Source organism: Nocardia sp. NPDC004415 (assembly GCF_053602435.1).
This window is the reverse complement of sequence record NZ_JBSGDP010000012.1, coordinates 32,922-59,586: the sequence shown is the minus strand read 5'-3', so window position 1 is coordinate 59,586 and position 26,665 is coordinate 32,922. Positions and strand designations below refer to the sequence as shown.

29 protein-coding genes are annotated in these 26,665 nt (G+C 70.1%); 8 read left to right on the top strand and 21 right to left on the bottom strand.

Annotated elements, in window-relative coordinates; genetic code table 11:
- The first annotated feature begins 50 nt into the window (after positions 1-50).
- Positions 51-278, top strand: a complete 228-nt coding sequence (locus tag ACWEMY_RS08510; protein ID WP_375929219.1) for a hypothetical protein — start codon at positions 51-53, stop codon at positions 276-278.
- On the opposite strand, the gene ACWEMY_RS08505 is transcribed toward ACWEMY_RS08510, so the two are convergent.
- From ACWEMY_RS08505 to dxr, 5 genes are all read right to left on the bottom strand, one after another.
- A complete protein-coding gene (locus ACWEMY_RS08505; RefSeq protein ID WP_375929220.1) occupies positions 272-2,062 on the bottom strand; it encodes a penicillin-binding transpeptidase domain-containing protein in 1,791 nt (596 codons plus the stop codon). The genes ACWEMY_RS08510 and ACWEMY_RS08505 overlap by 7 nt on opposite strands.
- 62 nt (positions 2,063-2,124) lie before the next feature.
- Positions 2,125-2,988, bottom strand: coding sequence for a GNAT family N-acetyltransferase (locus ACWEMY_RS08500; RefSeq protein ID WP_375929221.1), 864 nt, complete (start codon positions 2,986-2,988; stop codon positions 2,125-2,127).
- Positions 2,989-3,062: 74 nt separating this feature from the next.
- Positions 3,063-4,223 (bottom strand): flavodoxin-dependent (E)-4-hydroxy-3-methylbut-2-enyl-diphosphate synthase, encoded by a 1,161-nt coding sequence (gene ispG / locus ACWEMY_RS08495; protein ID WP_452389452.1) that lies wholly within the window; start codon positions 4,221-4,223, stop codon positions 3,063-3,065.
- A 116-nt stretch (positions 4,224-4,339) separates the two neighbouring features.
- Entirely contained in the window at positions 4,340-5,536 is a 1,197-nt protein-coding gene (locus ACWEMY_RS08490) for a M50 family metallopeptidase (protein ID WP_452389451.1), read from the bottom strand.
- A 141-nt stretch (positions 5,537-5,677) separates the two neighbouring features.
- A complete protein-coding gene (gene dxr / locus ACWEMY_RS08485; RefSeq protein ID WP_452389450.1) occupies positions 5,678-6,859 on the bottom strand; it encodes a 1-deoxy-D-xylulose-5-phosphate reductoisomerase in 1,182 nt (393 codons plus the stop codon).
- 94 nt (positions 6,860-6,953) lie between these two features.
- Between dxr and ACWEMY_RS08480 the strand changes: the two genes are divergently transcribed.
- Positions 6,954-7,223, top strand: coding sequence for a DUF2631 domain-containing protein (locus tag ACWEMY_RS08480; RefSeq protein ID WP_375929225.1), 270 nt, complete (start codon positions 6,954-6,956; stop codon positions 7,221-7,223).
- 64 nt (positions 7,224-7,287) lie between these two features.
- Here the strand turns inward: ACWEMY_RS08480 and ACWEMY_RS08475 are convergent, their stop codons facing one another.
- The 5 genes from ACWEMY_RS08475 to ACWEMY_RS08455 all read right to left on the bottom strand — a co-directional run bounded on the left by ACWEMY_RS08475 (position 7,288) and on the right by ACWEMY_RS08455 (position 13,331).
- The gene (locus tag ACWEMY_RS08475; RefSeq protein ID WP_452389449.1) at positions 7,288-8,247 is read right to left on the bottom strand and encodes a LysR family transcriptional regulator; all 960 of its coding nucleotides are present in this window, start codon (positions 8,245-8,247) and stop codon (positions 7,288-7,290) included.
- Positions 8,248-8,290: 43 nt separating this feature from the next.
- A complete protein-coding gene (locus ACWEMY_RS08470) occupies positions 8,291-9,436 on the bottom strand; it encodes a protein kinase domain-containing protein (protein ID WP_452389448.1) in 1,146 nt (381 codons plus the stop codon).
- A 75-nt stretch (positions 9,437-9,511) separates the two neighbouring features.
- The gene (locus tag ACWEMY_RS08465; protein WP_452389447.1) at positions 9,512-11,095 is read right to left on the bottom strand and encodes a protein kinase domain-containing protein; all 1,584 of its coding nucleotides are present in this window, start codon (positions 11,093-11,095) and stop codon (positions 9,512-9,514) included.
- Positions 11,096-11,150: 55 nt separating this feature from the next.
- Positions 11,151-12,821, bottom strand: a complete 1,671-nt coding sequence (locus tag ACWEMY_RS08460; protein ID WP_452389446.1) for a protein kinase domain-containing protein — start codon at positions 12,819-12,821, stop codon at positions 11,151-11,153.
- An 87-nt stretch (positions 12,822-12,908) separates the two neighbouring features.
- Positions 12,909-13,331, bottom strand: a complete 423-nt coding sequence (locus ACWEMY_RS08455) for an uL11 family ribosomal protein (protein ID WP_452389445.1) — start codon at positions 13,329-13,331, stop codon at positions 12,909-12,911.
- Positions 13,332-13,463: 132 nt separating this feature from the next.
- Between ACWEMY_RS08455 and sigJ the strand changes: the two genes are divergently transcribed.
- The gene (gene sigJ / locus ACWEMY_RS08450) at positions 13,464-14,402 is read left to right on the top strand and encodes an RNA polymerase sigma factor SigJ (protein ID WP_452389444.1); all 939 of its coding nucleotides are present in this window, start codon (positions 13,464-13,466) and stop codon (positions 14,400-14,402) included.
- A gap of 80 nt (positions 14,403-14,482) precedes the next feature.
- Entirely contained in the window at positions 14,483-15,667 is a 1,185-nt protein-coding gene (locus tag ACWEMY_RS08445) for an NAD(P)/FAD-dependent oxidoreductase (RefSeq protein WP_452389443.1), read from the top strand.
- A 9-nt stretch (positions 15,668-15,676) separates the two neighbouring features.
- Here the strand turns inward: ACWEMY_RS08445 and rlmN are convergent, their stop codons facing one another.
- Complete coding sequence (rlmN, locus tag ACWEMY_RS08440; RefSeq protein WP_375929231.1) at positions 15,677-16,786, bottom strand: 23S rRNA (adenine(2503)-C(2))-methyltransferase RlmN; 1,110 nt, start codon at positions 16,784-16,786, stop codon at positions 15,677-15,679.
- A gap of 113 nt (positions 16,787-16,899) precedes the next feature.
- Between rlmN and ACWEMY_RS08435 the strand changes: the two genes are divergently transcribed.
- Positions 16,900-17,271 carry a LapA family protein gene (locus ACWEMY_RS08435; protein WP_452389442.1) on the top strand — a complete coding sequence of 124 codons (372 nt, stop codon included), beginning with the start codon at positions 16,900-16,902 and terminating at the stop codon, positions 17,269-17,271.
- Positions 17,272-17,277: 6 nt separating this feature from the next.
- Here ACWEMY_RS08435 and ACWEMY_RS08430 read toward each other — a convergent pair whose 3' ends face one another.
- From ACWEMY_RS08430 to rpsB, 5 genes are all read right to left on the bottom strand, one after another.
- Positions 17,278-18,156: a phosphatidate cytidylyltransferase gene (locus ACWEMY_RS08430; RefSeq protein WP_452389492.1), complete on the bottom strand. Its 879-nt coding sequence runs from the start codon at positions 18,154-18,156 to the stop codon at positions 17,278-17,280.
- Positions 18,157-18,267: 111 nt separating this feature from the next.
- Entirely contained in the window at positions 18,268-18,825 is a 558-nt protein-coding gene (frr, locus tag ACWEMY_RS08425; protein ID WP_375929233.1) for a ribosome recycling factor, read from the bottom strand.
- A gap of 46 nt (positions 18,826-18,871) precedes the next feature.
- Complete coding sequence (gene pyrH, locus ACWEMY_RS08420; RefSeq protein ID WP_375929234.1) at positions 18,872-19,600, bottom strand: UMP kinase; 729 nt, start codon at positions 19,598-19,600, stop codon at positions 18,872-18,874.
- 231 nt (positions 19,601-19,831) lie between these two features.
- The gene (gene tsf / locus ACWEMY_RS08415; RefSeq protein ID WP_375929235.1) at positions 19,832-20,656 is read right to left on the bottom strand and encodes a translation elongation factor Ts; all 825 of its coding nucleotides are present in this window, start codon (positions 20,654-20,656) and stop codon (positions 19,832-19,834) included.
- A 108-nt stretch (positions 20,657-20,764) separates the two neighbouring features.
- Positions 20,765-21,628, bottom strand: coding sequence for a 30S ribosomal protein S2 (gene rpsB, locus ACWEMY_RS08410; protein WP_375929236.1), 864 nt, complete (start codon positions 21,626-21,628; stop codon positions 20,765-20,767).
- A 1,071-nt stretch (positions 21,629-22,699) separates the two neighbouring features.
- Between rpsB and ACWEMY_RS08405 the strand changes: the two genes are divergently transcribed.
- From ACWEMY_RS08405 to ACWEMY_RS08395, 3 genes are read left to right on the top strand one after another with little or no spacing between them, the layout of a single operon-like run.
- Positions 22,700-22,837 (top strand): hypothetical protein, encoded by a 138-nt coding sequence (locus ACWEMY_RS08405; RefSeq protein WP_452389441.1) that lies wholly within the window; start codon positions 22,700-22,702, stop codon positions 22,835-22,837.
- 23 nt (positions 22,838-22,860) lie between these two features.
- Positions 22,861-23,400, top strand: coding sequence for a M23 family metallopeptidase (locus tag ACWEMY_RS08400; protein WP_452389440.1), 540 nt, complete (start codon positions 22,861-22,863; stop codon positions 23,398-23,400).
- A gap of 51 nt (positions 23,401-23,451) precedes the next feature.
- Positions 23,452-23,961: a DUF1990 family protein gene (locus ACWEMY_RS08395; protein ID WP_452389439.1), complete on the top strand. Its 510-nt coding sequence runs from the start codon at positions 23,452-23,454 to the stop codon at positions 23,959-23,961.
- Between the two features lie 9 nt (positions 23,962-23,970).
- Here ACWEMY_RS08395 and ACWEMY_RS08390 read toward each other — a convergent pair whose 3' ends face one another.
- The 5 genes from ACWEMY_RS08390 to ACWEMY_RS08370 form a co-directional block, all read right to left on the bottom strand.
- On the bottom strand, positions 23,971-24,339 hold the full coding sequence (locus tag ACWEMY_RS08390) for a GatB/YqeY domain-containing protein (RefSeq protein WP_452389438.1): 369 nt from the start codon (positions 24,337-24,339) through the stop codon (positions 23,971-23,973).
- 132 nt (positions 24,340-24,471) lie between these two features.
- Positions 24,472-24,780: a DUF202 domain-containing protein gene (locus ACWEMY_RS08385; protein ID WP_452389437.1), complete on the bottom strand. Its 309-nt coding sequence runs from the start codon at positions 24,778-24,780 to the stop codon at positions 24,472-24,474.
- Complete coding sequence (locus ACWEMY_RS08380; protein ID WP_452389436.1) at positions 24,777-25,142, bottom strand: YidH family protein; 366 nt, start codon at positions 25,140-25,142, stop codon at positions 24,777-24,779. The genes ACWEMY_RS08385 and ACWEMY_RS08380 overlap by 4 nt, the downstream gene beginning before the upstream one ends.
- A gap of 166 nt (positions 25,143-25,308) precedes the next feature.
- Entirely contained in the window at positions 25,309-26,232 is a 924-nt protein-coding gene (locus ACWEMY_RS08375; RefSeq protein ID WP_452389435.1) for a tyrosine recombinase XerC, read from the bottom strand.
- 62 nt (positions 26,233-26,294) lie between these two features.
- Positions 26,295-26,651 carry an NUDIX domain-containing protein gene (locus tag ACWEMY_RS08370; protein WP_452389434.1) on the bottom strand — a complete coding sequence of 119 codons (357 nt, stop codon included), beginning with the start codon at positions 26,649-26,651 and terminating at the stop codon, positions 26,295-26,297.
- Between the last annotated feature and the right edge of the window lie 14 nt (positions 26,652-26,665).

Sequence of the window (26,665 nt, the reverse complement as noted above, 5' to 3'; positions counted from 1 at the left end):
TGGCTGCCCCCGCAAGAACACCGTCGAAACCCTGAACGAGGGAGACGAGCATGAGGCGTTCCACCCTGATTCTGACCACCGCAGGCATGATTCTCGGCGGCGCCGCTGCCATCGACCTGCTCGACAACACCGGCATCGAGGCCGCGCCCCAGCCGGTCGCGGGGTATCAGGTGCTGCACAACGCGGCGACAGCCCACAACGAGAGCACTTCGCTCGCGGTGGTGCGGGGCCTGCTGGCGACCGACGACGGCGTCACCGTCGCGCTGCCGGGTCAGTAACCCGGCGGCAGCGCGGCGAACATGTCGCGGGTGACCGCGACCGCGTTGTCGGAGCTCCCGCCCTTGACCAGCAGTGTCGCGAAGGCGATGTCGCCGCGATACCCGACGAACCACGAGTGCGACCCGCCCTCGACCTCGGCCTCCCCCGTCTTGCCGTACACCTCGCCCTGGTCCCTGATCCGTTCGGCGGTGCCGCCGGTGACCACCTTGCGCATCATCGTGCGCAACCCCTCCACCACCTCGGGTGCGATGGCGGGCCGCTCGCCGGTGACCTCGGTCGGCCTGCCCGCGATGAGATAGGGCACCGGCGCCGAGCCGTGGGCGACCGTCGCGGCCATCACCGCCATCCCGAACGGGCTCACCACGACCCGGCCCTGGCCGATGCCGTCCTCGGCGCGCTGCACCAGCTCGTCGGCGCGCGGGACCGAGCCCGACATGGTCGGCAGACCCTCCACCCGGTAGTCCTGGCCGATGCCGAGCCGTGCCGCCGCCTCGGTGAGGTCGTCGCCGTCCAGGCGGCTGGCCAGGCGGGCGAAGGTGGTGTTGCAGGAGCGTTCGTAGGCGGTGGCCATCGGCACGTCCCCGACGGTGAACAGGTTGTAGTTGGGGATGGTGCGCTCGCCGATGATGGTGGTGCTCGGGCACGGCAGCACGGTGTCGGGGGTGGCGATGCCCTTGGCCATGGCGGCCGAGGCGGTCACCGTCTTGAAGATCGAGCCCGGCGGGTACTGCCCGCTGGTGGCGACCGGCCCGTCGCGATCGGCGGCCTTGTTCTGGGCGACCGCGAGGATCGCGCCCGTCGACGGACGCAGCACCACCATCATGGTCTGCTCGGTCCGCAGGTCCACGGCGTGCTGGGCGGAGTTCTGCACGAACCGGTCGACGCTGAGCGCGAACGAGGGCGCGGGCTGAGCCGCGACCTCGTGCAGCACACCGAGGTCGGCGCCGTTGGCATTGCGGGTGATCACACTCCAGCCCGCCTTGCCGTCGACCTCCGCGATCACCGTCTTGCGCACCTGGGTGAGCAGGTCGGGCGCGAACTTGCGGTCGGTGGGCACCATGTCCCACTCCTGGGTCACCGTCACACCGGGCAGCCCGATCAGCTGCCCGCCGAGCGTCTCGGCCTCGTACTCGGTGAGCAGGATGACGGTGTAGGGACCCTCGGCCGCGCGGGCGGAGCTCAGGATGTTCTGCGGGGTGTAGGCGACCGGATCGATGCGGCTCAGCGCGCCGGCCAGGGCCCCCGCCACCTGCGTCGGGTCGGGGGCGTCGGCGACGCTGAACCGCACCCGCGACACCTTGCCGGGCACCAGCACGTCACTGCCCGCCGATTCGTTGACCCGGGCGCGGGGGGCGGGGGCGGTCCGCAGCTCGAGGGTCTGGGTGTCGCCCAGGCGGGGGTGGATGTCGGTGGCGGTCCAGCGCACCAGCCAGCGGCCGCCGCTGCGACCCATCTGCAGTTCGCCGGTGTAGGTCCACTGCCTGCCCTTGGGCAGGGTCCACTCGTAGGTGTAGTCGACGGTGGCGGTGTCACCGCTGACGCGCGCGTCGCCGGTGCGGATCCGCAGTTGCTCGGCCTGCAGCGCGTCCCACGCCGAAGTCAGTGCCGCCGTGGCCTTCTCGGGGGCGGTGGTGAGCGCGGCGGCCGCGGCGAGATCGTGCTCGGCGAAGGCGTCGGCGAAGGCGTCGGCGGCGGGCACCGGACCCTGCTGACCCGAGACACAGGCGGTCGCGGCCACCGCGAGGGCGGCCACCGCGTACATGGTGAGCATCCGTGTCCTCATCGGCACCGATGGTAGCGGCGAACACCGCGCAAACCCCGGAAGACACCGCGGTACACGGCCGTTCAGTCGACCAGCACGGTGGCGAAGGTGGCGATCTGCCGGAAACCCACACGGCTGTAGGCACGTCGGGCGATCTCGTTGTAGTCGTTGACGTACAGGCTCGCCGTACGTCCGGTCGCGACAACGGCATTGGCGACCGTCGCGGTCCCGGCCGTACCCGCCCCGGCGCCGCGGAACTCTGGATGCACCCAGACCCCCTGGATCTGGCCGGTGCGTCGCGAGAGCGAGCCGATCTCGGCCTTGTAGACCACCACGCCGTCCTCGAAACGTGCCCAGGCCCGGCCCGATTCGATCAGGCTCTGGATCCGCCTGCGATAGCCCCGGCCGCCGTCGCCGGCGCGGGGATCGACACCGACCTCTTCGATGAACATGGCGATGGCCGCGACCAGATAGCGGTCGATCTCGTCGGGCCGCACCCGGCGCACCCGTCCGTCGGCCCTGGCCGCCGCGGGCTGGGCCAGCGCGAGCAGCGGCTGCTCGGCCCGCAGTTCCCTGGCAGGACCCCAGGCGGGCAGCAGCATCTCCCACAGCGGCAGCGCCAGTTCCTGCCTGCCGACCACCGAGGAGCACACGCGCGGCCAGCGCACCGCCCGATCGGCGAAGGCGCGGATGGCCTGCTGGTCACCGCGCAGCGGAACCAGGTTCGCGCCGGAGAAGCACAACGAGTCGGCGGGGCCACCACGGCTCCACAGTTCGCCGGAGCCGGAGCGCGCGTCGAGACCGAACTCCTGCACGCGGGCGGCGATCATGCACGAGGCCACCGGGTCGGCATCGAGCACACGGAGTACTTCGCCCAGGTCCCGGACGGATACCGGGCGCGCGGGGGCGGTTTTGGACCGTCGCGTCGGCTCCAGCAGACTCCGCACGGGACCAGCCTGCCACGAAAGCGGCCGCAGTGGTACGGGTCCGCGGAATCCGAGGCCCGACCGTGAGTGGCGGATCAGCCGACGGTCACCACGGGGGCCGCCGCGCCGCCGGGCTGCTCGCCCATCTCCTCGGCGATCCGCATGGCCTCTTCGATCAGGGTCTCCACGATCTGCGCCTCGGGCACGGTCTTGACGACCTCGCCCTTGACGAAGATCTGCCCCTTGCCGTTGCCGGAGGCCACACCCAGATCCGCCTCGCGCGCCTCGCCGGGGCCGTTCACCACGCACCCCATCACAGCCACCCGCAGCGGCACCTCCAGCCCGTCCAGTCCGGCGGAGACGGCGTCGGCCAGGGTGTACACGTCGACCTGCGCGCGACCGCACGACGGGCACGACACGATCTCGAGCTTGCGCGGGCGCAGGTTCAGCGACTGCAGGATCTGCCCGCCGACCTTGACCTCCTCGGCGGGCGGCGCCGAGAGCGAGACCCGGATGGTGTCGCCGATGCCCTCCCCCAGCAGCGCGCCGAAGGCGACCGCCGACTTGATCGTGCCCTGGAAGGCCGGGCCCGCCTCGGTGACGCCCAGGTGCAGCGGGTAGTCGCTCTGCGCGGCCAGCTGCCGGTACGCCTCCACCATGATCACCGGGTCGTTGTGCTTGACCGAGATCTTGATGTCACCGAAGCCGTGCTCCTCGAACAGGCTCGCCTCCCACAGCGCCGACTCGACCAGCGCCTCCGGGGTGGCCTTGCCGTACTTCTCCAGCATCCGCTTGTCCAGCGATCCGGCATTGACACCGATACGAATCGGGATGCCCGCGGCGCCCGCGGCCTTGGCGACCTCGCCGACGCGGCCGTCGAACTCCTTGATGTTGCCCGGGTTCACCCGTACCGCGGCGCAGCCCGCGTCGATCGCGGCGAAGATGTAGCGCGGCTGGAAGTGGATGTCGGCGATCACCGGGATCTGCGACTTCTTGGCGATGGTCGCCAGCGCGTCGGCGTCCTCCTGGCGCGGACACGCCACCCGCACGATGTCGCAGCCCGACGCGGTGAGCGCGGCGATCTGCTGCAGGGTCGCGTTGATGTCGTGGGTCTTGGTAGTGGTCATCGACTGCACCGAGATCGGCGAGTCGCTGCCCACGCCGACCGAGCCCACCTTCAGCTGGCGGGTCTTGCGCCGGGGAGCGAGCACAGCAGTGGGAGCGGCGGGCATCCCCAATCCGATGGTGCTGGTCACGGTCGCTGCCTTCTTTCGTGCGTGTTCGCGGTGTCGACCCGGCTCGTCTGTCCCCGAGCTTAGTCGCGCAGGAACCGACGGTGCCCTGTGAGGGCTACGACAGAGGTTCGCCGCGACTACTGCAGGCGGATGGGATTGACGATGTCGGCGGCCAAGGTCAGGAGCATGAACGCACCACCGATCACCACCGCCACATACGTCACGGGGAGCAGCTTGAGGTAGTCGACCGGACCGGCCGGCGCCTTGCCGCGCCAGCCGCGCACCGTGTCGCGGAGCTTCTCGTAGAGCACCACCGCGATGTGGCCGCCGTCCAGCGGCAGCAGCGGCAGCAGGTTGAACGCGCCCAGGAAGAAGTTCAAGCTCGCCAGCACCAGGATGAACACTCCCCAGAGACCCTGCTCGGCGGTCTCGCCACCGATACGGCTGGCGCCGTACACGCTGACCGGGGTCTCCGGATCGCGCTCGCCACCGGTGACCGCCTCCCACAGGGCCGTCACCTTCTGCGGCATCTTGGCCAGCGACTTCACCGTCTCCACGAAGAAGTCACCGGTGAACGACACCGTCGCCGGGATCGCGGCGAGCAGGCCGTACTGCTGGGGCTCGGCGTAATCGGGACCGACACCGACCGCGCCGACCTCACGCGCCGGGCCCTCCTTGGGCGAACGCAGCACCCGCTCCGGCGTCACCGGCACGGTGAGGGTCTGCCCGTCCCGCTCGATCGTGTAGGTGAACGGCCCGGTCTGCTTCTGGGTCTCGGCCTGGAACTGCGCCCACGTGGTGACCTCGACACCGTTGACCGACTTCACCACGTCACCACGCTGCAGGCCCGCCCGCTGAGCCGGACCGGCACCGGTGCACGGGGCCAGGGTCTTCTCGGGCGTCTCCTGGGCGACACAGCTCATGCTGCCCAGCGACGTGGCGGGCGGCTGCTCGAGCTGCGGCAGCCCCCAGCCCACGGCCAGCACCACCAGCAGGATGAATCCGAGCAGGAAGTTCATCGCGATACCGCCGAACATCACCACCAGGCGCTTCCAGGTGGACTGGCGGTACATCGCCCGCTCGACCTCTTCGGCCTCCAGCTCGTCCAGGGCGGTCATGCCCGCGATATCGCAGAAACCGCCCAGCGGCAGGGCCTTGAGCCCGTACTCGGTCTCGCCACGACGGAAGGAGAACACCTTCGGCCCGAAACCGATGAAGTACCGGCGCACCTTCATGCCGGTGGCCTGCGCGGCCCACATGTGCCCACACTCGTGCAGCGCGATCGAGATCGTGATACCGAGGGCGAACAGTGCGAACCCCAGCGCGAATAGCATCTGGCTCCTGTGTCATTTGGCGGCTGGCGCCGCGGGTTTTCGGCCTCGTAACCCCGAATCCGAGGGGCGATACTCCGGCTTCGCCGTGACGTCTCGCCCCTCGGATCCGGGGCGGCCGAAAACCGTGGTGGCTGGGTTCGGTCAGGACGCGATGCTTTTCGCGGCGTACTCCCGTGCCCAGCGGTCGGCCGCGAGGACGTCGTCCAGGGTATCGGGTTCGGCGTGCCACCGGTCGGCGGCCTCCACGGCGCGTGTGACGGTGCCCACGATCTGGGGGAAGGTGATCGCGCCGTCCAGGAAAGCCTGCACGGCTACCTCGTTGGCGGCGTTGTAGACGGCGGTGACGCTGCCGCCCGCCTCGCCGGCTCGCCGGGCCAGGCGGACCGCCGGGAAGACGGTGTCGTCGACCGGTTCGAAGGTCCAGGTGGACGCGGTGCTGAAATCACAGGGTGTGGCGGCGCCGGGGATGCGGTCGGGCCAGCCGAGGGCCAGGGCGATGGGCAGGCGCATGTCGGGTGGGCTGGCCTGGGCGAGGGTGGAACCGTCGGTGAAGGTGACCATGGAGTGCACGATCGACTGCGGGTGCACGGTGACGTCGATGCGGTCGTAGGGGACGCCGAAGAGCAGATGGGTCTCGATCAGTTCCAGGCCCTTGTTCACCAGCGAGGCGGAGTTGAGCGTGTTCATCGGTCCCATCGACCAGGTGGGATGGTGTGCGGCCTCGGCGGGGTTCACCGATTCCAGCATCTCGGTGGTCCAGCCGCGGAACGGGCCGCCCGAGGCGGTGAGCACCAGCCGGTCGACCTCCTCGGCCCGGCCGCCGCGCAGGCACTGGGCCAGCGCGGAATGCTCCGAGTCGACCGGCACGATCTGGCCGGGGGCGGCCGCGCGGGTCACCAGGGAGCCACCGGCGACGAGGGATTCCTTGTTGGCCAGCGCCAGCCGGGTGCCCGACTCCAGGGTGGCCAGGGTGGGTTCGAGGCCGAGCGAACCGACCAGCGCGTTGAGCACGACATCGGCCTCGGTGCGGCGCACCAGTTCGGTCACCGCGCCCGGACCGCCCAGCGCGAGCCCCAGTTCCTCGGCGGCTCCCGGCTCGGCGACGGCGGCATTGCGGGTGCCGGTGGCCGCCATCTGCGCGGCGAGCAGGGCCGTATTGCCTCCGCGCGCGGCCAGCCCGACGACCTCGAAACGGTCCGGGTTGGCGGCGATCACGTCCAGTGCCTGCGTCCCGATCGAACCGGTACTGCCCAGGAGCAGCACCTTCACCCGGTCGGCGGACTTGGTGTCGTCGTGCGCGGCACGCGTTGCTGGGTGGGACACGGGCCCATTGTGGCAGGGCTGCTGGCTACGACATGCGGTCGTATGCCACGATAAGCACACTCGCCTTACCGTTACCCGAGCCTAAGGAGCGATCGTGGCCGCCACGGACCTCGAAAAAGTCAGCACCGAGCGCCCTGTCGCCACCACCGTCGACCCCGCCGAGGTGCCCTCGGCCGCCTGGGGCTGGAGCGGTGAGTCGCGCAAGACCGCGCGCATCGCGGCCTGGGTCGTCGTGGTCGCCCTGCTCGGCATGACCATCGGCAACCACCAGGGCCACGTCGAGGACATCTTCCTCATCGGCCTGGCGGGCCTGATCGCGGCCATCCTGGTCGTCGACTCGCTGACCCAGCGCATCCCGAAGTAACCTTCGGCACCGAAACATTCCGCCTGCGGCCGCAACAGTTGTTGCGGCCGCAGGCGTTTTCGTGTCAGCGTCCGCGCCGGGCGCCCGGTTTGCGGCCGCCGCGCGAGGCGCCCTGACGCGAGTTCTGCTTGGCGGCGGGCTTCTTCGTGGCCTTGGCGGGCGCCTTGGCCCGGCGCTGCGGCTCCGGCGCCGCGCCGCGCGAGCTGTTGGCCGAGCGCCCACGCACGATGCCGACGAACTCCTCGACCAGTTCACCGTCGGCGCCCGCGGGCCAGGCCAGCGCGATCTCGGTGAACGGGGTGTCGCTGATCGGGCGGTACACCAGGTCGCGCCGATGGTGCAGGCGCGCGATGGATTGCGGCACGATCGTCGCCCCGCCGACCGCGGCGACCAGGGCCAGGGTGTCGGCCGCCTCGTCCAGATCACTGCCGTCCTGGATACGTTCGGCCGCCAGGTCGGCGGGGGTGACGGTGTCCAGCAGGGAGAGCTCGTCGTCCTTCTGCACCACCGCGACCGGGGTCTCCTGCCACAGCGGGATCGCGTTGATCTCGGTGCGCTCGATCGGCAGCCGGACGAAGCACAGGTCGACGCGGCCCTCCCGCAGCGCGGCCTCCTGCTCGCGCTGCGGCACGCCGAGCACCTCGAGCGGATGCTCGGGCAGCCGCTCCCCCCAGATCCGCGCCCACTTCGACACCGTCACCCCGGGGACGAATCCCACTCGCAGACTCGCCGGTGCGGCCGGCTTCTGTTCGCGTTCGGCCTGCTCGGCGGCACCGATTAGGGCGCGCGCGTGCACGAGCAGGGCGGCGCCGTCCTCGGACAGCGTGGTGGGCGAGGCACCCGGCACGAACACCCGGGTACCGAGTTCCTGTTCCAGCTCGATGACGGTGGCGCTGAGCGCCTGCCGCGAGATCCGCAGCCCCTTGGCGGCGCGCGCGAAGTGCAACTCCTCGGCCACGGCGACGAAACGACGCAACCGGGCGAGGTCGATGGAGTCGGCGGCGGTGACGTCGAAGTCGCTCATTCTGACCAGAATATGGCACCCGCCGAACCGGCAGGCGCGCCGATCACTGGTTGAGCAGTACCGCGACGACCACCATGATCGCCGCCACCACCCCGAGCACCAGCAGGTAGACGCCGAGCACCGACCCCCAGTTGTTGCGCGCGGGCGGCACGGGTCGCGGCATCGGCATCGCGGGTCGCTGCCACGGCTGCGGCGCCACCGGGCGCGGCATCTGCTGCGGCGGGATCGGCGCCGCGACCGGGAACGGACCCGCTGGCGTGCCCTTCGCGTCGACCGGGCGCATCGGCTGCATCCCGACGAACGGCGTGGCCTGCGCGTGCGCGCCCGACGGCGGCCGCGCGATCGGGCGGGCACCGGTCGTCGGTGTCCGCAGGGCGCGCTGGGCGGCGTCGACGAACTCCTCGCAGGAGGTGAACCGGTCGGCGGGGCGCTTGGCCAGCGCGCGGGCCATCACCGCGTCGAGCACCGGCGGCAGCCCGGCCCGGCGCGGGCTCACCGGCGGCGGCGGGGACTGCAGGTGACCGGTGATCACCGCGGCCGGACTGGCCGATTCGAACGGCGCCGAGCCGGTCAGCAGGGTGAACAAGGTGCAGGCCAGCGAGTACTGGTCGGCGCGGTGGTCCAGCGGGACGCCGGTGAGCTGCTCGGGTGCCGCGTAGGCCAGGGTGGCGGTGAACGAACCGGTCTCGGTGAGATGGCCGGAGTCGTCGCGCAGCCGGGCGATGCCGAAGTCGGTGAGATACACCCGTTCTTGGCTGTTGGAGCGGGCCAGCAGGATATTGGCCGGTTTCACGTCGCGATGCAGGACCCCGGCGCGATGGGCGTAGTCGAGGGCGGCGGCGGTCTCGCCGATGATCTGCAACGCACGGTCGGGTGGCAGCGTGGTGGGATCGAGGGTGGAGGCGTCGACCCCGTCGATGTACTGCATGCTGATCCACAGCTGGTCGTCCTCGACGCCGCGGTCGAACACGGTCACGATATTGGGGTGGTCGAGCTGGGCGACCAGGTCGGCTTCTCGTTCGAACCTGGCCCTGATCTCCTTGTCGGTGAACAGTTCCTGATTCAGCAGCTTCAGCGCCGTCCAGCGGGGCAGGCGCGGGTGCCGGGCCAGGTAGACCGAACCCATCCCGCCGCGACCGAGCTGCCGTTCGATGGCGTATCCGGCGAATACCGTTCCGTCAGAAACCACGCTGACCCCCGAATCTGGCTCGTCGTCCGACGCGCTGGACCCTATCAAACGGTGTACACCCCGGGTCCGGGTCACTCACAGTGGCGCCGTGGCCACCAGGGTGGCGAGCTCGGCGGTCCGGTCGCCGGTGAACCGCGGAATCGTGAACAACACGAAGCGCTCGCGCGCGGGATCGGTGAACTGGGAGACCACCGTGGACGTGTCGACGCCGTGGCTGGAGCGGAACAGCACCTGCCGGTCCAGGCGCCCGGCCGCGGGGGTCGCCGGCCCGGCCTGGGCCGCGTCGACGAAATCGGTGACCGCCTCGTCGGCCGCGCTCGCGGTGCCGTAGCTGTAGAAGCGGTAGGCGAAGCCGGTGTCGTCGGGGCTGAGAAATTCCCAGCGGGCCTGCCAGCCGTCGAAGGCCGACAGCGCGCCCTCGGCGGCGTAGAAGCCCTCCCAGCGCGGCGCGGCCCGGCAGGTCGTCCCGAAGTGCCCGTCGGTGTCTTCGAAGGAGTCCGGGAGCATGCCGGGGAACGCCGCGGCCATGGCGTTCAGGTCCTGGTGTCCGCGTGAGCGGCCCAGTTGCAGGGCGAGGAATCCGGTGTTGTCGCGCCAGGCCCACACACCGGCGCCGACGACGACGGCAAGCACCAGGCCCAGGGCGATCAGCCACCCCCGGCCACGTCGGCGCGGTGCCGCGGGCCGGGCGGAATGCGGTTGTGGCGGCATCGGATACGGCCGCGCCGCCGCGAATCCCGGGGGTCGATGCGGAGCCGCGGACTGCCCCACCGGGCGGTACGGCGTCGGAGCGTGCCGCGCGGGTGGGGCGGCGACCGTCGCTCGCGCGTCGGTGGCGCCCCGCACGGCCCGGCGGGCGGCGGCGGCGAACTCGGCGCACGAGTCGAACCGCTCGGCGGGCCGTTTGGCCAGGGCCCTGGCCAGTACCGCGTCCAGGGCGGCGGGCAGGTCGGGTCGATGGGTACGCAGCGACGGCGGAGCGGACCGCTGATGTCCCTGGATGACCAGCACCGGGTTGTCGGCCTCGTACGGCGCGAGCCCGGTGAGCAGCGCGTACAGCGTGCAGGCCAGCGAATACTGGTCGGTGCGGTGGTCCAGGTCCGCGCCGGTGAGCTGTTCGGGTGCGGCGAAGTCCAGGGTGGCGGTGAAGGTGCCGGTGCGGGTGAGGTGGTTGGCGTCCTCGCGCGGACGGGCGATGCCGAAATCGGCGAGCAGCACGCGCCGGCTGCCACCGGTGCCCGCCAGCAGGATGTTGGCCGGTTTCACGTCGCGATGCAGGACGCCGGACCGGTGGGCGTGGTCGAGCGCGGCGGCGGTGCCCTCGATGACGTGCAGCGCCGTCTCCGCGGGCACCGGGTGCGCGAGCGCGGCGGCGTCCACTCCGTCGACGAACTGCATGCTGATCCACAGGCGTCCGTCGTCGACGCCCCGGTCGTACACGGTGACGATATTGGGATGGTCGAGCTGGGCGGCCAGGTCGGCCTCCCGTTCGAAGCGGGCCCGGATCTCGGTGTCGGCGAACATCTCCGGGTTGAGCACCTTGAGCGCGATCTGCCGCGGCAGGCGCGGATGCCGCGCCAGGAACACCGACCCCATGCCGCCCTGGCCCAGCTGCCGGTCGATGGTGTAGCCGGCGAACACCGTGCCCGTCGAAATCATCCCGCCCCCGAATATCGTTGTCCGACGGGACCTTATCAAGGGCGGACCGGGGTCCTCAGCCCAGTGGGAAGCCGGCGATCTCGGCGAGCAGCGCCGGTTCGATCTGGTCCGCCTGGGGATATCGCGGGCCGTCGGAGTCGAGGTAGAACAGCAGCACCCAGCGCTCACGGCCGGGCTCGTCGAAGGTGGACACCACCGCCGAGCCCGCGTAGAGCTCCAGTTCCGCGGATTTGCGGCCACGCAGGAAGTCGGTGCGTGTGCCGGTGGTCGACATGCCGTTCTCGGTGGTCTCGGCGAAGAACCGGGAGACCACGCTGTCGGCCAGTTCGGCGGTCGGATAGGTGAAGAAGGCGTACCGGGCACCGTCGTGGATCCTGTCTTCGCAGCTCCACTTTGCCGCGAAACCATCGAACCGTTTGGTCCAGTATTCGCTGTAGCGGTCGGTCTCCCGATGACCTTCGCAGCGGCGGCCGTCATAGCCCGTGCCGCTGTCGTAGCCGCTCGGCACCATCTGGGGGAAGGCGTCGTGCAGGGCGTCCATGTCCTGGTGACCGGGGGTGTGGCCGAGCAGTTCGGCCACCACGGTGTTCTCGTCCTGCCAGGCCCAGATCCCGACCGGCAGGAAGAGGACGGCCGCCACGGCGAGGGCGATGAGCCTGCGGACGCGGCGCCGGGGGCTCGGTGACCCGGTGTCCGGCGGTGCCTGCCGGACCGGCCCGCCGGGCATCCCGGGGTACGGACCGGGTGCGTATCCGGCGTAATTCGATGCCGGGACATGCGGATACACCCTACCACCAGGTACCGGGAAAGCCTGCCCCGAGGCTCCCGCAGGCGTTGCCGTGTTCGGCAGACCGGCACCGGGGTGAGCGGGGGCGCCACCAAGGACCGTCGGTTGGCTGCCCGTCCCGCTGAGCGCGCGCCGGGCGGCGGCCGCGAACTCCGCGCACGAGTCGAAACGGTCGGCGGGGCGTTTGGCCAGCGCGCGGGCCAGCACCGCGTCCAGCGCGACGGGCAGGTCGGCACGCCGGGCGTGCAGCGACGGTGGCGGCGACTGGAGGTGCCCCTGGATCACGCGGGCGGGGTTGTCCGCCTCGAACGGCGCGACACCGGCCAGCAGCGAATACAGCGTGCAGGCCAGCGAATACTGGTCGGTGCGGTGATCGAGCGTGGCGCCGGTGAGCTGCTCGGGCGCGGCGAAGGCCAGGGTGGCGGTGAAGGAACCGGTCTGGGTGAGGTGGTGCGCGTCGTCGCGCAGGCGGGCGATGCCGAAGTCGGTGAGCAGCACGCGCCGTTGCCCGTCGGCGTCGGCCAGCAGGATATTGGCGGGTTTCACGTCCCGGTGCAGCACGCCGGCGCGGTGGGCGTGGTCGAGCGCGGCGGCGGTGCCCTCGACGATGTGCAGCGCGAGCGGGGCGGCCATCGGGTGCGGCAGCGTCGCGGCGTCCACGCCGTCGACGAACTGCATACTGATCCACAGTTGCCCGTCATCGACGCCCCGGTCGTAGACGGTGACGATGTTCGGGTGCTCGAGCTGCGCGGCGAGGTCGGCTTCACGCTCGAACCTGGCCCGGATCTCGGTGTCGGTGAACAGCTCCGGGTTCAGCAGCTTGAGCGCGGTCTGGCGGGGCAGGCGCGGATGCCGCGCCAGATACACCGACCCCATCCCACCCCGGCCCAGCTGCCGCTCGATCGCGTACCCGGCGAAGACGTCCCCCGTCGCAAGCAATGTTCCCCCGTGTGTCCGGCCGTTCGGTCGCGGCCGGCGCATCGACGACCGCTACCAAAATAGACGCTCCACGGTCACCCGCGCCGATCAGTCCTGGACCCGCACCCCCATCGACCGGGCCGTCCCCGCCACTATCCGCATCGCCGCGTCGATATCGGTGGTGTTGAGATCGGGCAGCTTGCGCAGCGCGATCCGCCGCAGCTGCTCGCGGGTGAGCGCCCCGACCGGCGCGTGCCCGGGTTGCGGCGACCCCACCCGGCCCAGCGCCGCCCGGATCAGCGACGCGGTGGGCGGCGTCTTGAGCCGCATGGTCCAGCGTTTCCGGGCATCGACGGTGATGACGGCGGGAATGATCTCCCCGCGCCGATCCGCCGTCGCCGCGTCGTAGCGACGTTTGACCTCGAACGGAGGAATCCCGGTGGGCCCGAGCATCTTGCCGAGGACCATCAGCGAGGCATTGCCCGCCTCGAGTTCGAGAGTGACTGTGACAGAGGCTGTTCCGCGCGCCATAGTCAACGATCTCGGACCCACACCTCGATCCGGTCCCACGACGATAACGCCTGGGCCGCAACATGTTCAGCGCCGAATACGCGCCCGTCGCCGCAGGTGGACGCGGCCGGACCGATGGCCGACGATGAGGAAATGGTGCTCACGCGTGAGGTGGATCTGTTCGAGAACTCCCGGCCGCGCCTGGAGGCCCTCGCCTACCGGCTGCTCGGCTCGGCCGGTGACGCCGAGGACGCGGTCCAGGAAACCTATCTGCGCTGGCAGGCCGCTGATCGCGAGTACATCGAGACACCCGAGGCGTGGCTGACCAAGGTGCTCAGCAATCTCTGCCTCAACCAGCTCACCTCGGCTCGCGCCCGCAGGGAAACCTACGTGGGGCAATGGCTTCCGGAACCGGTGCTGGCGGGCTCGATGCTCGGCCCCGCCGACACCGTCGAGCAGCGGGATTCGGTGTCGATCGCCATGCTCACGCTGATGGAGCGGCTCACCGCACGGGAACGCGTGGTGTACGTGCTCCGCGAGGCGTTCGGCTACTCCCATCACGAAGTCGCCGATCTGCTCGACATCACCGAGGCCAACTGTCAGCAGGTCTACCGCCGCGCCAAACAGCACCTGTCGACAGAACGGGCCAGGATCGAGGTCGACGAGGCCGCCGCACGGCGCATCGTGGCGGAATTCCTGGCCGCGGCCGCCAGCGGACAGACCGAGACGCTGGTCGCGCTCCTCACCGACGACGCGTCCATCATCGGTGACGGCGGCGGCTTCATCCCCACCCTGAACCGGCCGCTGTTCGGCGCGGAGCGCATCGCGCGCTTCGTCCGGCTCGCGATCAAACCCTCGAACAGCACCTGGGCCGCGTTCGGCGACAAGCCCACGATGTACGCGGCGCTCGCCAACGGCATGCCGGCGCTGGTCCTGGTATCCGGGGAACGGGTCGTCGCCATGGTGATCCTCGATGTCACCGCCGAGGGAATCGCCGCTGTGCACGCCCACGCCAACCCCGCCAAGCTGGCGTACGCCGATCGCCAGTGGGCCGCCCGAACACCCGGGAACCCCCTCCCCGATATGTGGTGACCCACATCACAGCAGATGACTGTCAGCCTTTCCGCGCCTGTCCGGTTCAGGTATCGAACCACCGAGACAGGAGCACCACCATGAAGCACCGCATCGTCGTCCTCGGCGCCGGATACGCCGGAGCCATCACCGCGGGCCGCCTGGCCAAGCGCCTCCACCGCGCCGACGTCGAGATCACCCTGGTGAACGCCGAACCCGACTTCGTCGAACGGATCCGCCTGCACCAGCTCGCCGCCGGACAGGACCTGCCGGTACGCCCGCTGCGAAAGATCTTCGCGGGAACCGGCGTTCGGGTGCGAATCGCCCGCGTGAGCGCAGTCGACGCGGACCGCGGAGCCGTCGAGCTGATCGGCGAGAACGGCACCGAGATCCTGGCCTACGACACCCTGGTCTACGCCCTGGGCAGCACTATCGCCGATTTCGGCGTGCCCGGCGTGGCCGAGTACGCCCACCATGTGGCAAACAAGGAAGCGGCGCTGCGGTCGCGAGCGCGCCTGAACGAACTGCCCGCGAGCGCCACAGTGCTGATCGTGGGTGGCGGCCTGACCAGCATCGAGGCCGCCACCGAAATCGCCGAGGCCCGACCCGATCTGAAGGTCGCCATCGCGGCGCGCGGCGGTGTGGGCGACTGGCTGGACGAGAAGGCCCGCACGCACCTGCACGCCGCCTTCGAACGTTTCGGCATCACCGTGCACGAGCATGCCGAGGTCACCCGAGTGACCGAGGACGGCGTGACCATCCGGTCCGGTGCGCGCATCCCCGCCCGGATGACCGTCTGGACAGCGGGATTCGCCGTCCACCCCATCGCGGCCGCCGGCACACTCACCGTCTCCGACACCGGCCGGATCGTCGTCGACGCCACCCTGCGCTCGGTGTCACACCCCGACGTCTACGCGGTCGGCGACGCCGCCCATGCTGCCGGAGTGGGCGGCAATACGCTACGCATGGGCTGCGCCACCGCGACCCCGATGGCCTGGCTCGCCGCCGACACCATCGCCGCCCGCCTGACCGGCCGCGAAGTTCCGCACGCCCCGATCGGCTACAACAGCCAATGCATCAGCCTGGGCCGCCACGACGCCATCGTGCAGAACGTGACCGACGAGGACCAGCCGACATCGAAGGTCGACGTCGGCCGCAAGGCCATGCGCCGGAAGGAACTGATCTGCAAGGCCACCGCCTGGAGCGTCAACCACCCGACCATGCTGGTGCCGAGCCGCCGTCGCCGCCTGGTCGCACCCACTACCGCTCGGGCAGCGACCGCCTGAGCCTCGCGACTAGCCTTCGGCCGCGAGTTGCCCGCAAGCCGCGGCGATCTCCTGCCCACGCGTGTCACGCACCGTGCACGACACACCCTGCGCGATCACCCGACGCACGAACTCCTTCTCGACCGGCTTCGGGCTGGCGTCCCACTCGCTACCCGGAGTCGGATTGAGCGGAATCAGATTCACATGCACCAGCGGGCCCAACGCCTTGTGCAGCTTCTTGCCGAGCATGTCCGCCCGCCACGGCTGATCGTTCACATCCCGGATCAGCGCGTACTCGATCGAAACGCGACGACCGGACTTGTCCGCGTAATACCGTGCGGCATCGAGCACTTCGGCGATGGACCAGCGGTTGTTCACCGGCACCAGGGTGTCGCGCAATTCGTCGTCCGGGGTGTGCAGCGACACCGCAAGGCGCACCGACATGTCCTCGTCGGCCAACTTGCGGATCGCGGGCGCCAGCCCCACGGTCGACACCGTCACCGAACGCTGCGAGATACCCAAACCGTCGGGCGCGGGCGAAGTGATCCGGCGGACCGCGTTCACCACGCGCTTGTAGTTGGCCAGCGGCTCGCCCATGCCCATGAACACGATGTTGGACAGGCGGCCGGGGCCGCCGTGGACCTCACCGTCGCGCAGTGCGGCGGCCGCGGCGCGTACCTGGTCGACGATCTCGGCGGTCGAGAGGTTGCGGTTGAGGCCGGCCTGGCCGGTCGCGCAGAACGGGCAGGCCATGCCGCAGCCCGCCTGGCTGGAGATGCACAGGGTGTTGCGGTCGGGGTAGCGCATGAGCACGCTCTCCAGCAGGGTGCCGTCGTGGGCACGCCACAGGGTCTTGCGGGTGTCGCCGGAATCGCAGGCCAGGTGCCGCACCACCGACAGCAGCGGCGGGAAGAGTGTCTCACCGACCTTGTCGCGTACGTCGGCGGGCAGATCGGTCATCTGGGCGGCGTCGGCCTGCAGGCGGCCGTAGTACTGGCGGGCGAGCTGGTCGGCCCGGAATTTCGGCAGGCCCAGTTCCTGCACCGCGGTCTTGCGCTCGTCCGCGTCGAGATCGGCGAGGTGGCGCGGCGGCATACCGCGACGCGGGGCATCGAAGACGAGGGGCAGGGAGGTGGCCATAATGCCACCATTGTCCCAAACGCGACCGCGGCCCCGGTCGGCGGCCCGCCACGCCGGGTGACGTTATCGAGAAGATGCGTGCACCGGCCATAGCAGTCGGCGATGATCGAGGCATGTCCACGAACGCAGAATCGGGCGCGACCCCGGCCGCTCGGGAGCCGGTCCCCGAGCCCGCCGACGGCAAGCACCACAAGCCGGCACCCGCCGATCAGGCGCCCACCCGGCGGCCCACCCCGGACGCCCTGATCAAGTCACGCACCGGCTACACCTGGATCGGGCTGCTGACCGCGGCCATCCTCGGCATCCTGCTGCTGATCTTCATCATCCAGAACCTCGACCAGGCGCCGGTCCAGTTGTTCTTCTGGGACTTCTCGCTGCCGCTCGGCATCACCGTGCTGCTCTCGGTGATCATCGGCGCGCTGGTGATGGGCCTGGTCGGCGGTGTGCGCATCCTGCAGCTGCGCCACGCCGCCAAGAAGCCCTGACCGGGCTCAGAGCAGGGCGCTGAGCACCAGCCAGGACACGAACGCCGAGGGCAGCATCGAGTCGAGGCGATCCATGATGCCGCCGTGCCCGGGCAGCAACGTGCCCATGTCCTTGATGCCGAGCTCGCGCTTGATCTGCGATTCGATCAGATCGCCCAGGGTCGCGACGAGCACCAGGCCCACGCCGAGCACCACACCGATCATCGAGTTGGCGTCGAGCAGCAGGGTGACGGTCAGCAGACCACCGATGACGCTGAACACCAGCGAACCGAAGAAGCCCTCCCAGGACTTCTTCGGGCTGATCGCGGGCACCATCGGATGCCTCCCGAACAGCACACCGGCGACATAACCGCCGACATCGGAGCACACGACCAGGATCATGAAGGTCAGCACCCGCAGGTTGCCGTCGGGTTCGAGCAGCAGCAGCGTCGAGAACGACGCCAGCAGCGGAATCCAGGACAGCGTGAAGATGGTGATCGAGGTGTCGCGCAGGAAGTTCTTCGGCGCCTGACTCAGGCCGTGGTCGAACAATCGCCACACCATGCAGACCAGCGCCGTCGCCGCGAACGCGCCGACCACACCGCGCGCCCCCCACGGCCAGCCCAGCCAGAACACCGCCTGCCCGCCGACCAGCAGCGGAATGCGCGGCACCAGCACGTCGGCCTCACGCAGCCGCTTGGCGACCTCCCAGGTGGCCACACCGACCGCCACCCCGACGACCCCGATGAACACCTTGGGGACGAACAGCAGGATCGCGATGAGCGACAGGCCGAGGCCCAGGCCCACCGCCAGCGCCGCGGGCAGGTTGCGGCCCGCGCGCGAGGTGGACGCCGCCTTGGGCGCGGGTGCGTCCGCGGGCGGTGCCGCGGCGATCTGGTCCGGCATCGGTTCCGGTGCCGCTCCGGTGGCGGCGGCGTCTTCGGCCACGATTGTCCCGTCGCTCAACTCGTCGTTCCGTTCATCCCCCGCACGAGCGGGACTGGCGAGATCTGGCGCTCAGACCTCGAGCAGTTCGGCTTCCTTGTGCTTGACCAGCTCATCGATCTGGCCCACGTACTTGGCGGTGGTCTTGTCGAGCTCCTTCTCGGCGCGCCCGACCTCGTCCTCACCCGCTTCGCCATCCTTCTGGATCCGGCCCAGTTCGTCCATCGCCTTGCGGCGCACGTTGCGAATCGAGACCTTGGCGTCCTCGCCCTTGCCCTTGGCCATCTTGACCATCTCGCGGCGGCGCTCCTCGGTGAGCTGGGGCACCGTGATGCGCAGGATGTCGCCGTTGTTGGTGGGGTTCACGCCCAGATCGGAGTTGCGGATGGCGTTCTCGATCGGGCCGAGCTGGCTCTGCTCGTAGGGCTTGATCACCACCATGCGCGGTTCCGGCACGGTGATGCTCGACATCTGGGTGATCGGCGTCGGCGAGCCGTAGTAGTCGACCACGACGCGGGCGAACATGCCCGGGTTGGCGCGGCCGGTGCGGATGGTGCCTAGGTCGTCCTTCGCCACCGAGACGGCCTTCTCCATCTTCTCCTCGGCGTCGAAGAGCGCTTCATCAATCACGACCGGTTCCTCCACAGCGTCATCGTCATCTTCCGCGGTTGCGGGATCAGGACCGAACCAAGGTGCCGATGTTCTCACCGGCGACCGCGCGGGCAATATTGCCCTTGATCAACAAATTGAACACCAGCATCGGCATCTGGTTGTCCATGCACAAGCTGAACGCCGTCGCATCGGCGACCTTCAGCCCCTTCTCGATCACTTCCTTGTGCGTGATCTCGGTGAACATGCTGGCGTTCTCGTCCACCCGCGGGTCGGCGTCGAACACGCCGTCGACCGCCTTGGCCATCAGCACCACCTCGGCGCCGATCTCGAGGGCGCGCTGGGCGGCGGTGGTGTCGGTGGAGAAGTAGGGCATGCCCATACCGGCACCGAAGATCACCACACGGCCCTTCTCGAGGTGCCGCTTGGCACGCAGCGGGAGGTAGGGCTCGGCGACCTGGCCCATCGTGATGGCGGTCTGCACGCGTGTGTCCACCCCCTGCTGCTGGAGGAAGTCCTGCAGCGCAAGGCTGTTCATCACGGTGCCGAGCATGCCCATGTAGTCCGAGCGGGCGCGTTCCATCCCGCGCTCCTCGAGCTCGGCGCCGCGGAAGAAGTTGCCGCCACCGATGACGACGGCCACCTGCACGCCGGTCTCCACGATCTCGGCGATCTGCTCGGCCACGGTCTGCACGACATCGGGATCGAGGCCGACCCCGCCGCCACCGAACATCTCCCCACCCAGCTTGAGCAGCACCCGGCGGTATCCAGGGCGGTCGTTACCCGGGTCGGTCATGGGTGGTCGTCTCCTTCGGCGAGGTCGAGAACTGTCGAACTGCGGGCACGCGAATCGGCCGCACAGCAAGGCGAAGCGGCATCCATCCTGCCTTATCCGGTTCCCCTCCGCGCACAAGACCCCCTCACGCGAGGCGGAGCCCCCGAAACCGGGGGCAGCTACCGCCGGGAATCGGCAAGAGCCCCTCGGGAGCAGCCGAATGCTGCTCCCGAGGGGCTCTCGTTCAGGCGATCAGGCCTGGCCGACCTCGAAGCGGGCGAAGCGGGTCAGGGTGACACCGGCCTCGTCCAGCAGGGCCTTGACGGTCTTCTTCGAGTCGGTGACCGAGGCCTGCTCGAGCAGGACGACGTCCTTGAAGAAGCCGTTGACGCGGCCTTCGGTGATCTTCGGCAGCGCGGCCTCGGGCTTGCCCTCTTCGCGGGCGGTGGCCTCGGCGACCCGACGCTCGTTCTCGACCAGCTCGGCCGGGACCTCGTCGCGGGTCACGTAGCGGGCCTTGAGCGCGGCGACCTGCATGGCGGCGGCGCGGGCGGCCTCGGCCGCGGCGTCGCCCTCACCGGTGTACTCGACCAGCACGCCGACGGCGGGCGGCAGGTCCGAGGCACGCTTGTGCAGGTAGGTGGCGACCTGGCCGTCGTAGGACACGACGCGACGCAGTTCCAGCTTCTCGCCGATCTTGGCGGCCAGCGCCTGCACGGCCTCGTCGACGGTGCCGTTGTCCAGCTTCAGCGCCTTCAGGGCGTCCAGGTCGGCCGGCTTGCCCGCGGCGGCGGCGGTGACGACGGCCTCGGCCAGCTCCTGGAACTCGGCGTTCTTGGCGACGAAGTCGGTCTCGGAGTTGATCTCGACCAGGACGCCGTCCTTGGCGATGACCAGGCCCTCGGCGGTCGCGCGCTCGGCGCGCTTGCCGACGTCCTTGGCGCCCTTGATGCGCAGCACCTCGACGGCCTTGTCGAAATCGCCGTCGGAGTCGGCCAGCGCGTTCTTGCAGTCCATCATGCCGGAGCCGGTGAGCTCCCGGAGCCGCTTCACATCAGCAGCGGTGTAGTTCGCCATCGGGGGCGAGCCTCCTCGTGTGTGGGGTGTCTGGGGGTTTACACCACCTTGCCGACCGCTTCTGAATTCAGAAGGGCCGGCAAGGTGAACGTAGAACTACCGATCAGCTCAGAAGTCGGCCGGGGTGTGCTGCGCCGGGTCGGCCTTGACCTCGGCAGCGGCCTCGGCGGGCGTCTCGGCAGGGGCCTCGGCGGCCGGGGTCGCCTGAGCCAGCAGCTCCTGCTCCCACTCGGCGAGCGGCTCGCCGGCGCCGGCCTCGGGCTTCGCGTCGCCGGAAGCCTGGCCCGCGCGGGCCTGCACGCCCTCGGCCACCGCAGAGGCGACGACCTTGGTGAGCAGAGCGGCGGAACGGATCGCGTCGTCGTTACCCGGGATCGGGTAGTCGACCAGGTCGGGATCGCAGTTGGTGTCCAGGATCGCGATGACCGGGATGTTCAGCTTGCGCGCCTCGCCGACGGCGATGTGCTCCTTGTTGGTGTCGACGACCCAGATGGCCGAGGGCACCTTGGCCATGTCGCGGATACCACCGAGGGTGCGGTCCAGCTTGGTCATCTCACGCGTGAGCATGAGGATTTCCTTCTTGGTGCGACCCTCGAAGCCACCGGTCTGCTCCATGGCCTCGAGCTCCTTCAGGCGCTGCAGGCGCTTGTGGACGGTCGAGAAGTTGGTGAGCATGCCACCCAGCCAGCGCTGGTTGACGTAGGGCATCCCGACGCGAGTCGCCTCGGCCGCGATCGACTCCTGGGCCTGCTTCTTGGTGCCGACGAAGAGAACGGTGCCACCGTGGGCGACGGTCTCCTTGACGAACTCGTAGGCCTTGTCGATGTAGGTCAGCGTCTGCTGCAGGTCGATGATGTAGATGCCGTTGCGGTCGGTGAAGATGAACCGCTTCATCTTCGGGTTCCACCGCCGGGTCTGGTGCCCGAAGTGCGCGCCGCTGTCGAGCAGCTGCTTCATGGTTACGACAGCCATAGCTCCCGTATCTCTCTTTCGTTGCCGGTTGACGCAGCCGATCGGCGATCGACTGCCCTGGCGCCACCGAAACCGCCGGACCCGATGAGCAACCGGGACCAGCCGACGATTTCACTGTTCATCCGCTCGGAGAACTCGCGCGGACATGCCCTCTCGGACGTCCGCAGAACGAGCGACGACCGGATGGACGAGCACGGGTGGCGCGCGAAGTCGGTTCGCACCTCGGCGCAATGGAGACCGCCGAGCACAAACCGCGAGTTCAGTCTACGCGGAGCTGTGTCAGGGCCGAAATCGCCCCCTCGCGGCGACCTGCGATTCCCCTGGGTGAAGTGCGAGATATCCACATCCGGCGAGGTTGTCCACATTCTCTCGCGGCCTGTTCCGAACGGGTCCCCCGGCGCCCAGAGTGGGGGCATGACCACGTTGACACGCATCCTCATCACGGCATTGCCCCTGCTCTGCGCCCTGGGGGTCCTCGGCGCACCGGCTGCCGCCCATCCCGTCGATCGGTCCGGTGCACCGACGACCGAACCGGCCGCGGACGAGCCATCAGCTCCTCCGCCATCGGCCGGGCGCCCCGGCCCTGTGCCGCAGGCCGACCCTGTCTCCGCACCTGCTCCGGCGGGCCGTTCCGCTCCGCCGCTCGTCACGCCGGTCGCGGAATTGCCGGTCGAGCCGATCGTTCCGCCTCCGGTGGTTCCGGTCGTCAGGCCGCCGGTTGCCGGGCAGCCCGGGGTGGTCCCGCCGAAGGCGCAGTCACCCCGGCTGCCGTCGTGCGGGGGCGGAACCGTGCGGCCGTTGCCCGGCCCTCCCCCGGACCGCCGTGGGGGATCCCGGATGGTCCGGCGGGCACAGTGCCCTGGTTCGGGGCAGTCGCACCCGGGGTCGGCTCCACCCGCGACGCCTGCTCCAGCGCTCCCGCGCCCCTTCCTCACTCCCGTTCCGGTACCGGTTCGGGTATCGGTTCGGGTATCGGAACGGGAACTGGCCGACGCTCCGTCGGTGCCGGTATCCGGGTCGCGACGACACCCGGCGGGACGTGCTGCCGAGGGGGCCGCGGACCGCGCGACGGTGCCCGTCCAGGTCGACATCGTGGTGCGGCCGGGCGCATCGACCGGTTCCGCCGAGGAGATGCCCGTGGTCCTGCGCGATCTCCTGCGGGCGTGGGCGGCTCAGCAGCGGGTGCAACCGTTGCGCCCGCATCGGTGAGTCGTCGCCGCGCGCGGGCCGGAGTGCTGCGCAAGCCGGTTCGACGACTGATCCAGCGCGTCGGCACAAGCGCTGTCTGCCTGGTTCTCGTGCTGGTCGCGCAAGCCGGGCCGGGGTGGGCGGCGGAGGCGGGGGATTTCGGATGGCCGTTGCGGCCGAAGCCGAGCGTCGAGAAGCGCTTCGACAAACCGGAGCGGAACTGGCTGCCGGGGCACCGCGGGGTCGATCTGGGGGCGACGGAAGGACAACTCGTCTTCTCCGCCGGCGACGGCGTGGTGGTGTTCGCCGGTGTGGTGGCGGACAAGCCCGTCGTGTCGATCGATCACCCGGGTGGGCTTCGCACCACCTACGAGCCCGTCCAGGCGCGGGTTGCGGTAGGTGACCGGGTGGTCAGGGGCACCCCGATCGGGACCGTGGTGGCCGGGCACGACGGGTGCCCGGTCGCCGCCTGCCTGCACTGGGGCGCGCGCCGGGAGTCCGGGGAGCACAACCGGCGCGAGTACGTCGACCCGCTCGGTCTGCTGCACGAGGTGCCGATCCGGTTGAAGCCGCTCGAGCCGTGATGTGACCATCGACTCGGCCCCGGCCGCCCCGCGGCGGGCGAGAATCGGGGTGTGCCAGAGAAAGCAGCCCTCACCTACCCCGATGTCGGCGCCACCCGGACCACGCTTCCCGCGGGCTATCACCGGTTCCGTCATCGCCGCCCGATCGGTCACGGCCGTACCTTGTTCGAGCGGGCGGCCGCGCACATCCTCGACTTCGGAATGCAGAAGGGTGTCGGCATCTTCCGGGGTGCCGAGACGTCCACCGCCGAACAGGGCACCGACCTGACGGTCTTCCTGGGGATCGGGCCGATCGGGATCGTGGCGCCGTGTCGGGTGGTCTATGTGCTCGACGAGCCCGACCGTCGCGGATTCGCCTACGGCACGCTGCCCGGGCATCCCGAGATCGGCGAGGAACTGTTCGCCGTCGAGTACGACCCGACCGACGACACCGTCTACGGCCTGGTCACCGCCTTCTCGCGGCCGGGTGCCTGGTATGTGCGCCTGGGCGGACCGGTCGTCCGCCTGATCCAGCGCTGGTTCGCCGGCCGGTACCTGCGCACCCTGCCGACCGGCGAATGAGGCAGGCGCTCAGAGGAATCCGGCGAGCGTGTCAGCTTCGGCGGTGAGCTGGTCACGACGGTCCGCCGCACCGAGGCGGTCGTATTCGACGGCGGTATCGCGTCTTTCGCCGATCTCCCGGCGCACGATCCGCTCGATGTCGTCGTCGGTGAGTTCCCGGCGGGGAGCCTCGGCGGCGCCCAACCCGACCGCACTGTCCTCCAGCGCACCGGCTTTCACCGCACCGGCATCGACAGCCTCGGCATTGTCGATCGCGGCCAGGACCGATCGCAGCGCCGAGACGGCACCGCGATCACGCGCCTTCATCGCGGGTTTCAGTCCCGCACGGAGCCGCTCACGCAGCGAACCCGCGGGCTGATCGATCGATCCGGACATCATGGTCGCCGAGCCTAGTTGTCACCGCCGAGGTGGTCGACCGGGTTTCCCACGCGGTGTGGGCGTACCGCACCGCCGCCGGTCGGCGAGAGCAGATCGCGCCACAGGACGAGCAGCCGCGTCGGTTTCCGTCGTTCAGTCGGTGAGTTCGGTGATCACTACGCCGAGGATGCCGATGAGAGCGACTGTGGCGACGGTGAGAGCCGTGACGGCGACGAGCCGGTGGCCGCGGGCCGTGTGCCCGTGGTGCAGGGCTTGGCCGCGCAACCAGCCGAGCCAGCTGAGGAGAAGGGCCGCGGCGGCGGCGACCAGCGGGAGGAGAATTGTCGGCCAGCCGTCACGGGTCGCCTCGTGGGCGAATAGCAGCGCGCACCCGGCCGCCCCGAGCGCGGTGCGCCGCCAGGCCAGGGCCGTGCGCTCCTGGGCCAGGGTCGGCGCCGTCATGACAGCAGCACCGCCAGGCAGGCCAGTGCCGCGACCAGCGCGACGCCGACCGACAGCACCGGCACCAGGATCGTGCCCGGCAAGGGCCGACCGGCACGCATGGCGACCGTGACCCGCTGCCAGTGCCGGTAGGCACCGAGCGCCACCGCGAAGGCCATGACCAGGCAGCTCACCGCAATCACCCCACCGAATCCCGCCAGTCGCAACGGCTGGACGAGCGTGTGTACGGCGACACCACCGGCGAGCAGCCCGAGCGCTGTCCGCACCCAGGCGAGAAAGGTGCGTTCGTTCGCCAGTGTGAACCGATAGTCGACGTCGTCCTCACCGTCATCGGATTCGCCCGCGACCTCGGGCAACGCCATCACCACCACCTCCGATCCCCATCTTGCCGCGCCCCGCGAACCCACACCGTCAACCAGGCCGTAGCCGAGCCCGATCTCCACCACACGACGCGCTCTCCCTGCACCGGTCGCGGAGGCACCCCGATCCTCGATCCGGTCCGGGTGGCAGGCATCGGAGCGGAGGTGTTCAGGCGCGGGGGTGGGCCTGGTCGTGGACTTGTTTGAGGCGTTCGACGGAGACGTGGGTGTAGAGCTGGGTGGTGGCCATGCTGGCGTGGCCGAGCAGTTCCTGGACGACGCGGAGGTCGGCGCCGCCCTCGAGCAGGTGGGTGGCGGCGGTGTGCCGGAGGCCGTGGGGGCCCAGGTCGGGGGCGCCGGGGATAGCCGCGACGACGTCGTGGACGACGGTGCGGGCCTGGCGCTGGTCGAGGCGGCGACCGCGCTGGCCGAGCAGTAGCGCGCGTCCCGATCGGTCGTTGGCCAGCGACGGGCGCCCGGCGCGCAGCCAGGTGTCCAGCGCGGTGTCCGCCGGGGTACCGAAGGGCACCGATCGCTCCTTGTTCCCTTTGCCGAGCACCCGGACGAGTCGGCGTTCACGGTCGATGTCCTCGATGTCCAGTCCGCACAGCTCGCTGACCCGGATGCCGGTGGCGTACAGCAACTCCACGATGAGCCGGTCCCGCAATGCCATCGGATCCTGTTGCGCTGCCCCGGATTCCGCCGCTTCCATCGCCTCCACGGCCTGTCCACGCCCCAGCACCGCGGGCAGCACCCGATTTGCCTTCGGCGCTTGCAACCGCAGCCCGGGGTCGATGTCCAGCCGACCCGTTTCGGTCAGCCATGCCGTGAAAGTCCGTGCCGCCGAGGCGCGCCGGGACAGTGTCGTCCGGGCCGCTCCGCCCGCGGCGAGTTCGGCCAGCCACGACCGCAGCAAAGCCAGATCCAGCTCGCGCACCGCCGAATCCACCGACCGCGCGTACAGGTGCTCGAGCAGTGAGCGCACGTCTCCGACATAGGCCCGGACCGTGTGTGCCGACCGATTCCGCCCCAACCGCAGATGCCGCCCGAACTCCGTCACCAACGCGTCCAGGTCCTCCGGCAACACATCCATCCCCCCACCGTCACCCTTCCCCCTCCCCTGCGCAACCCACCACGCCGACTGCCGACTCCTGGTCACACCGAGGGAAATCCGTCCTCCAGATAGACCGCCGCGCCAGCACGCCGAGCTCGAACAGCGGCGTCCACCCGGCGAGCGAGCACCCCCGGCAGTCGCTCCGCCACCGCGCGCCCATCGCACCACGCCCAACTCCGCAGTTCCGCTTCGGGAAGGGTGATACCCGCCGTCTGATCAGCATCGAGCACCCCGCCGTCGTAGACGAACATCACGCCGTCCCCGGGACCGAGCCCCGGCGGAACCCAGTCGACCACCAGCAGTCGGCCGATCGGCACACGCAGGGCCAGTTCCTCCTCGATCTCCCGAACAGCCGCCGCGCGCGGAGCTTCATTCGCTTCGACCAGCCCGCCCGGCAACTCTCAGTAGTCCT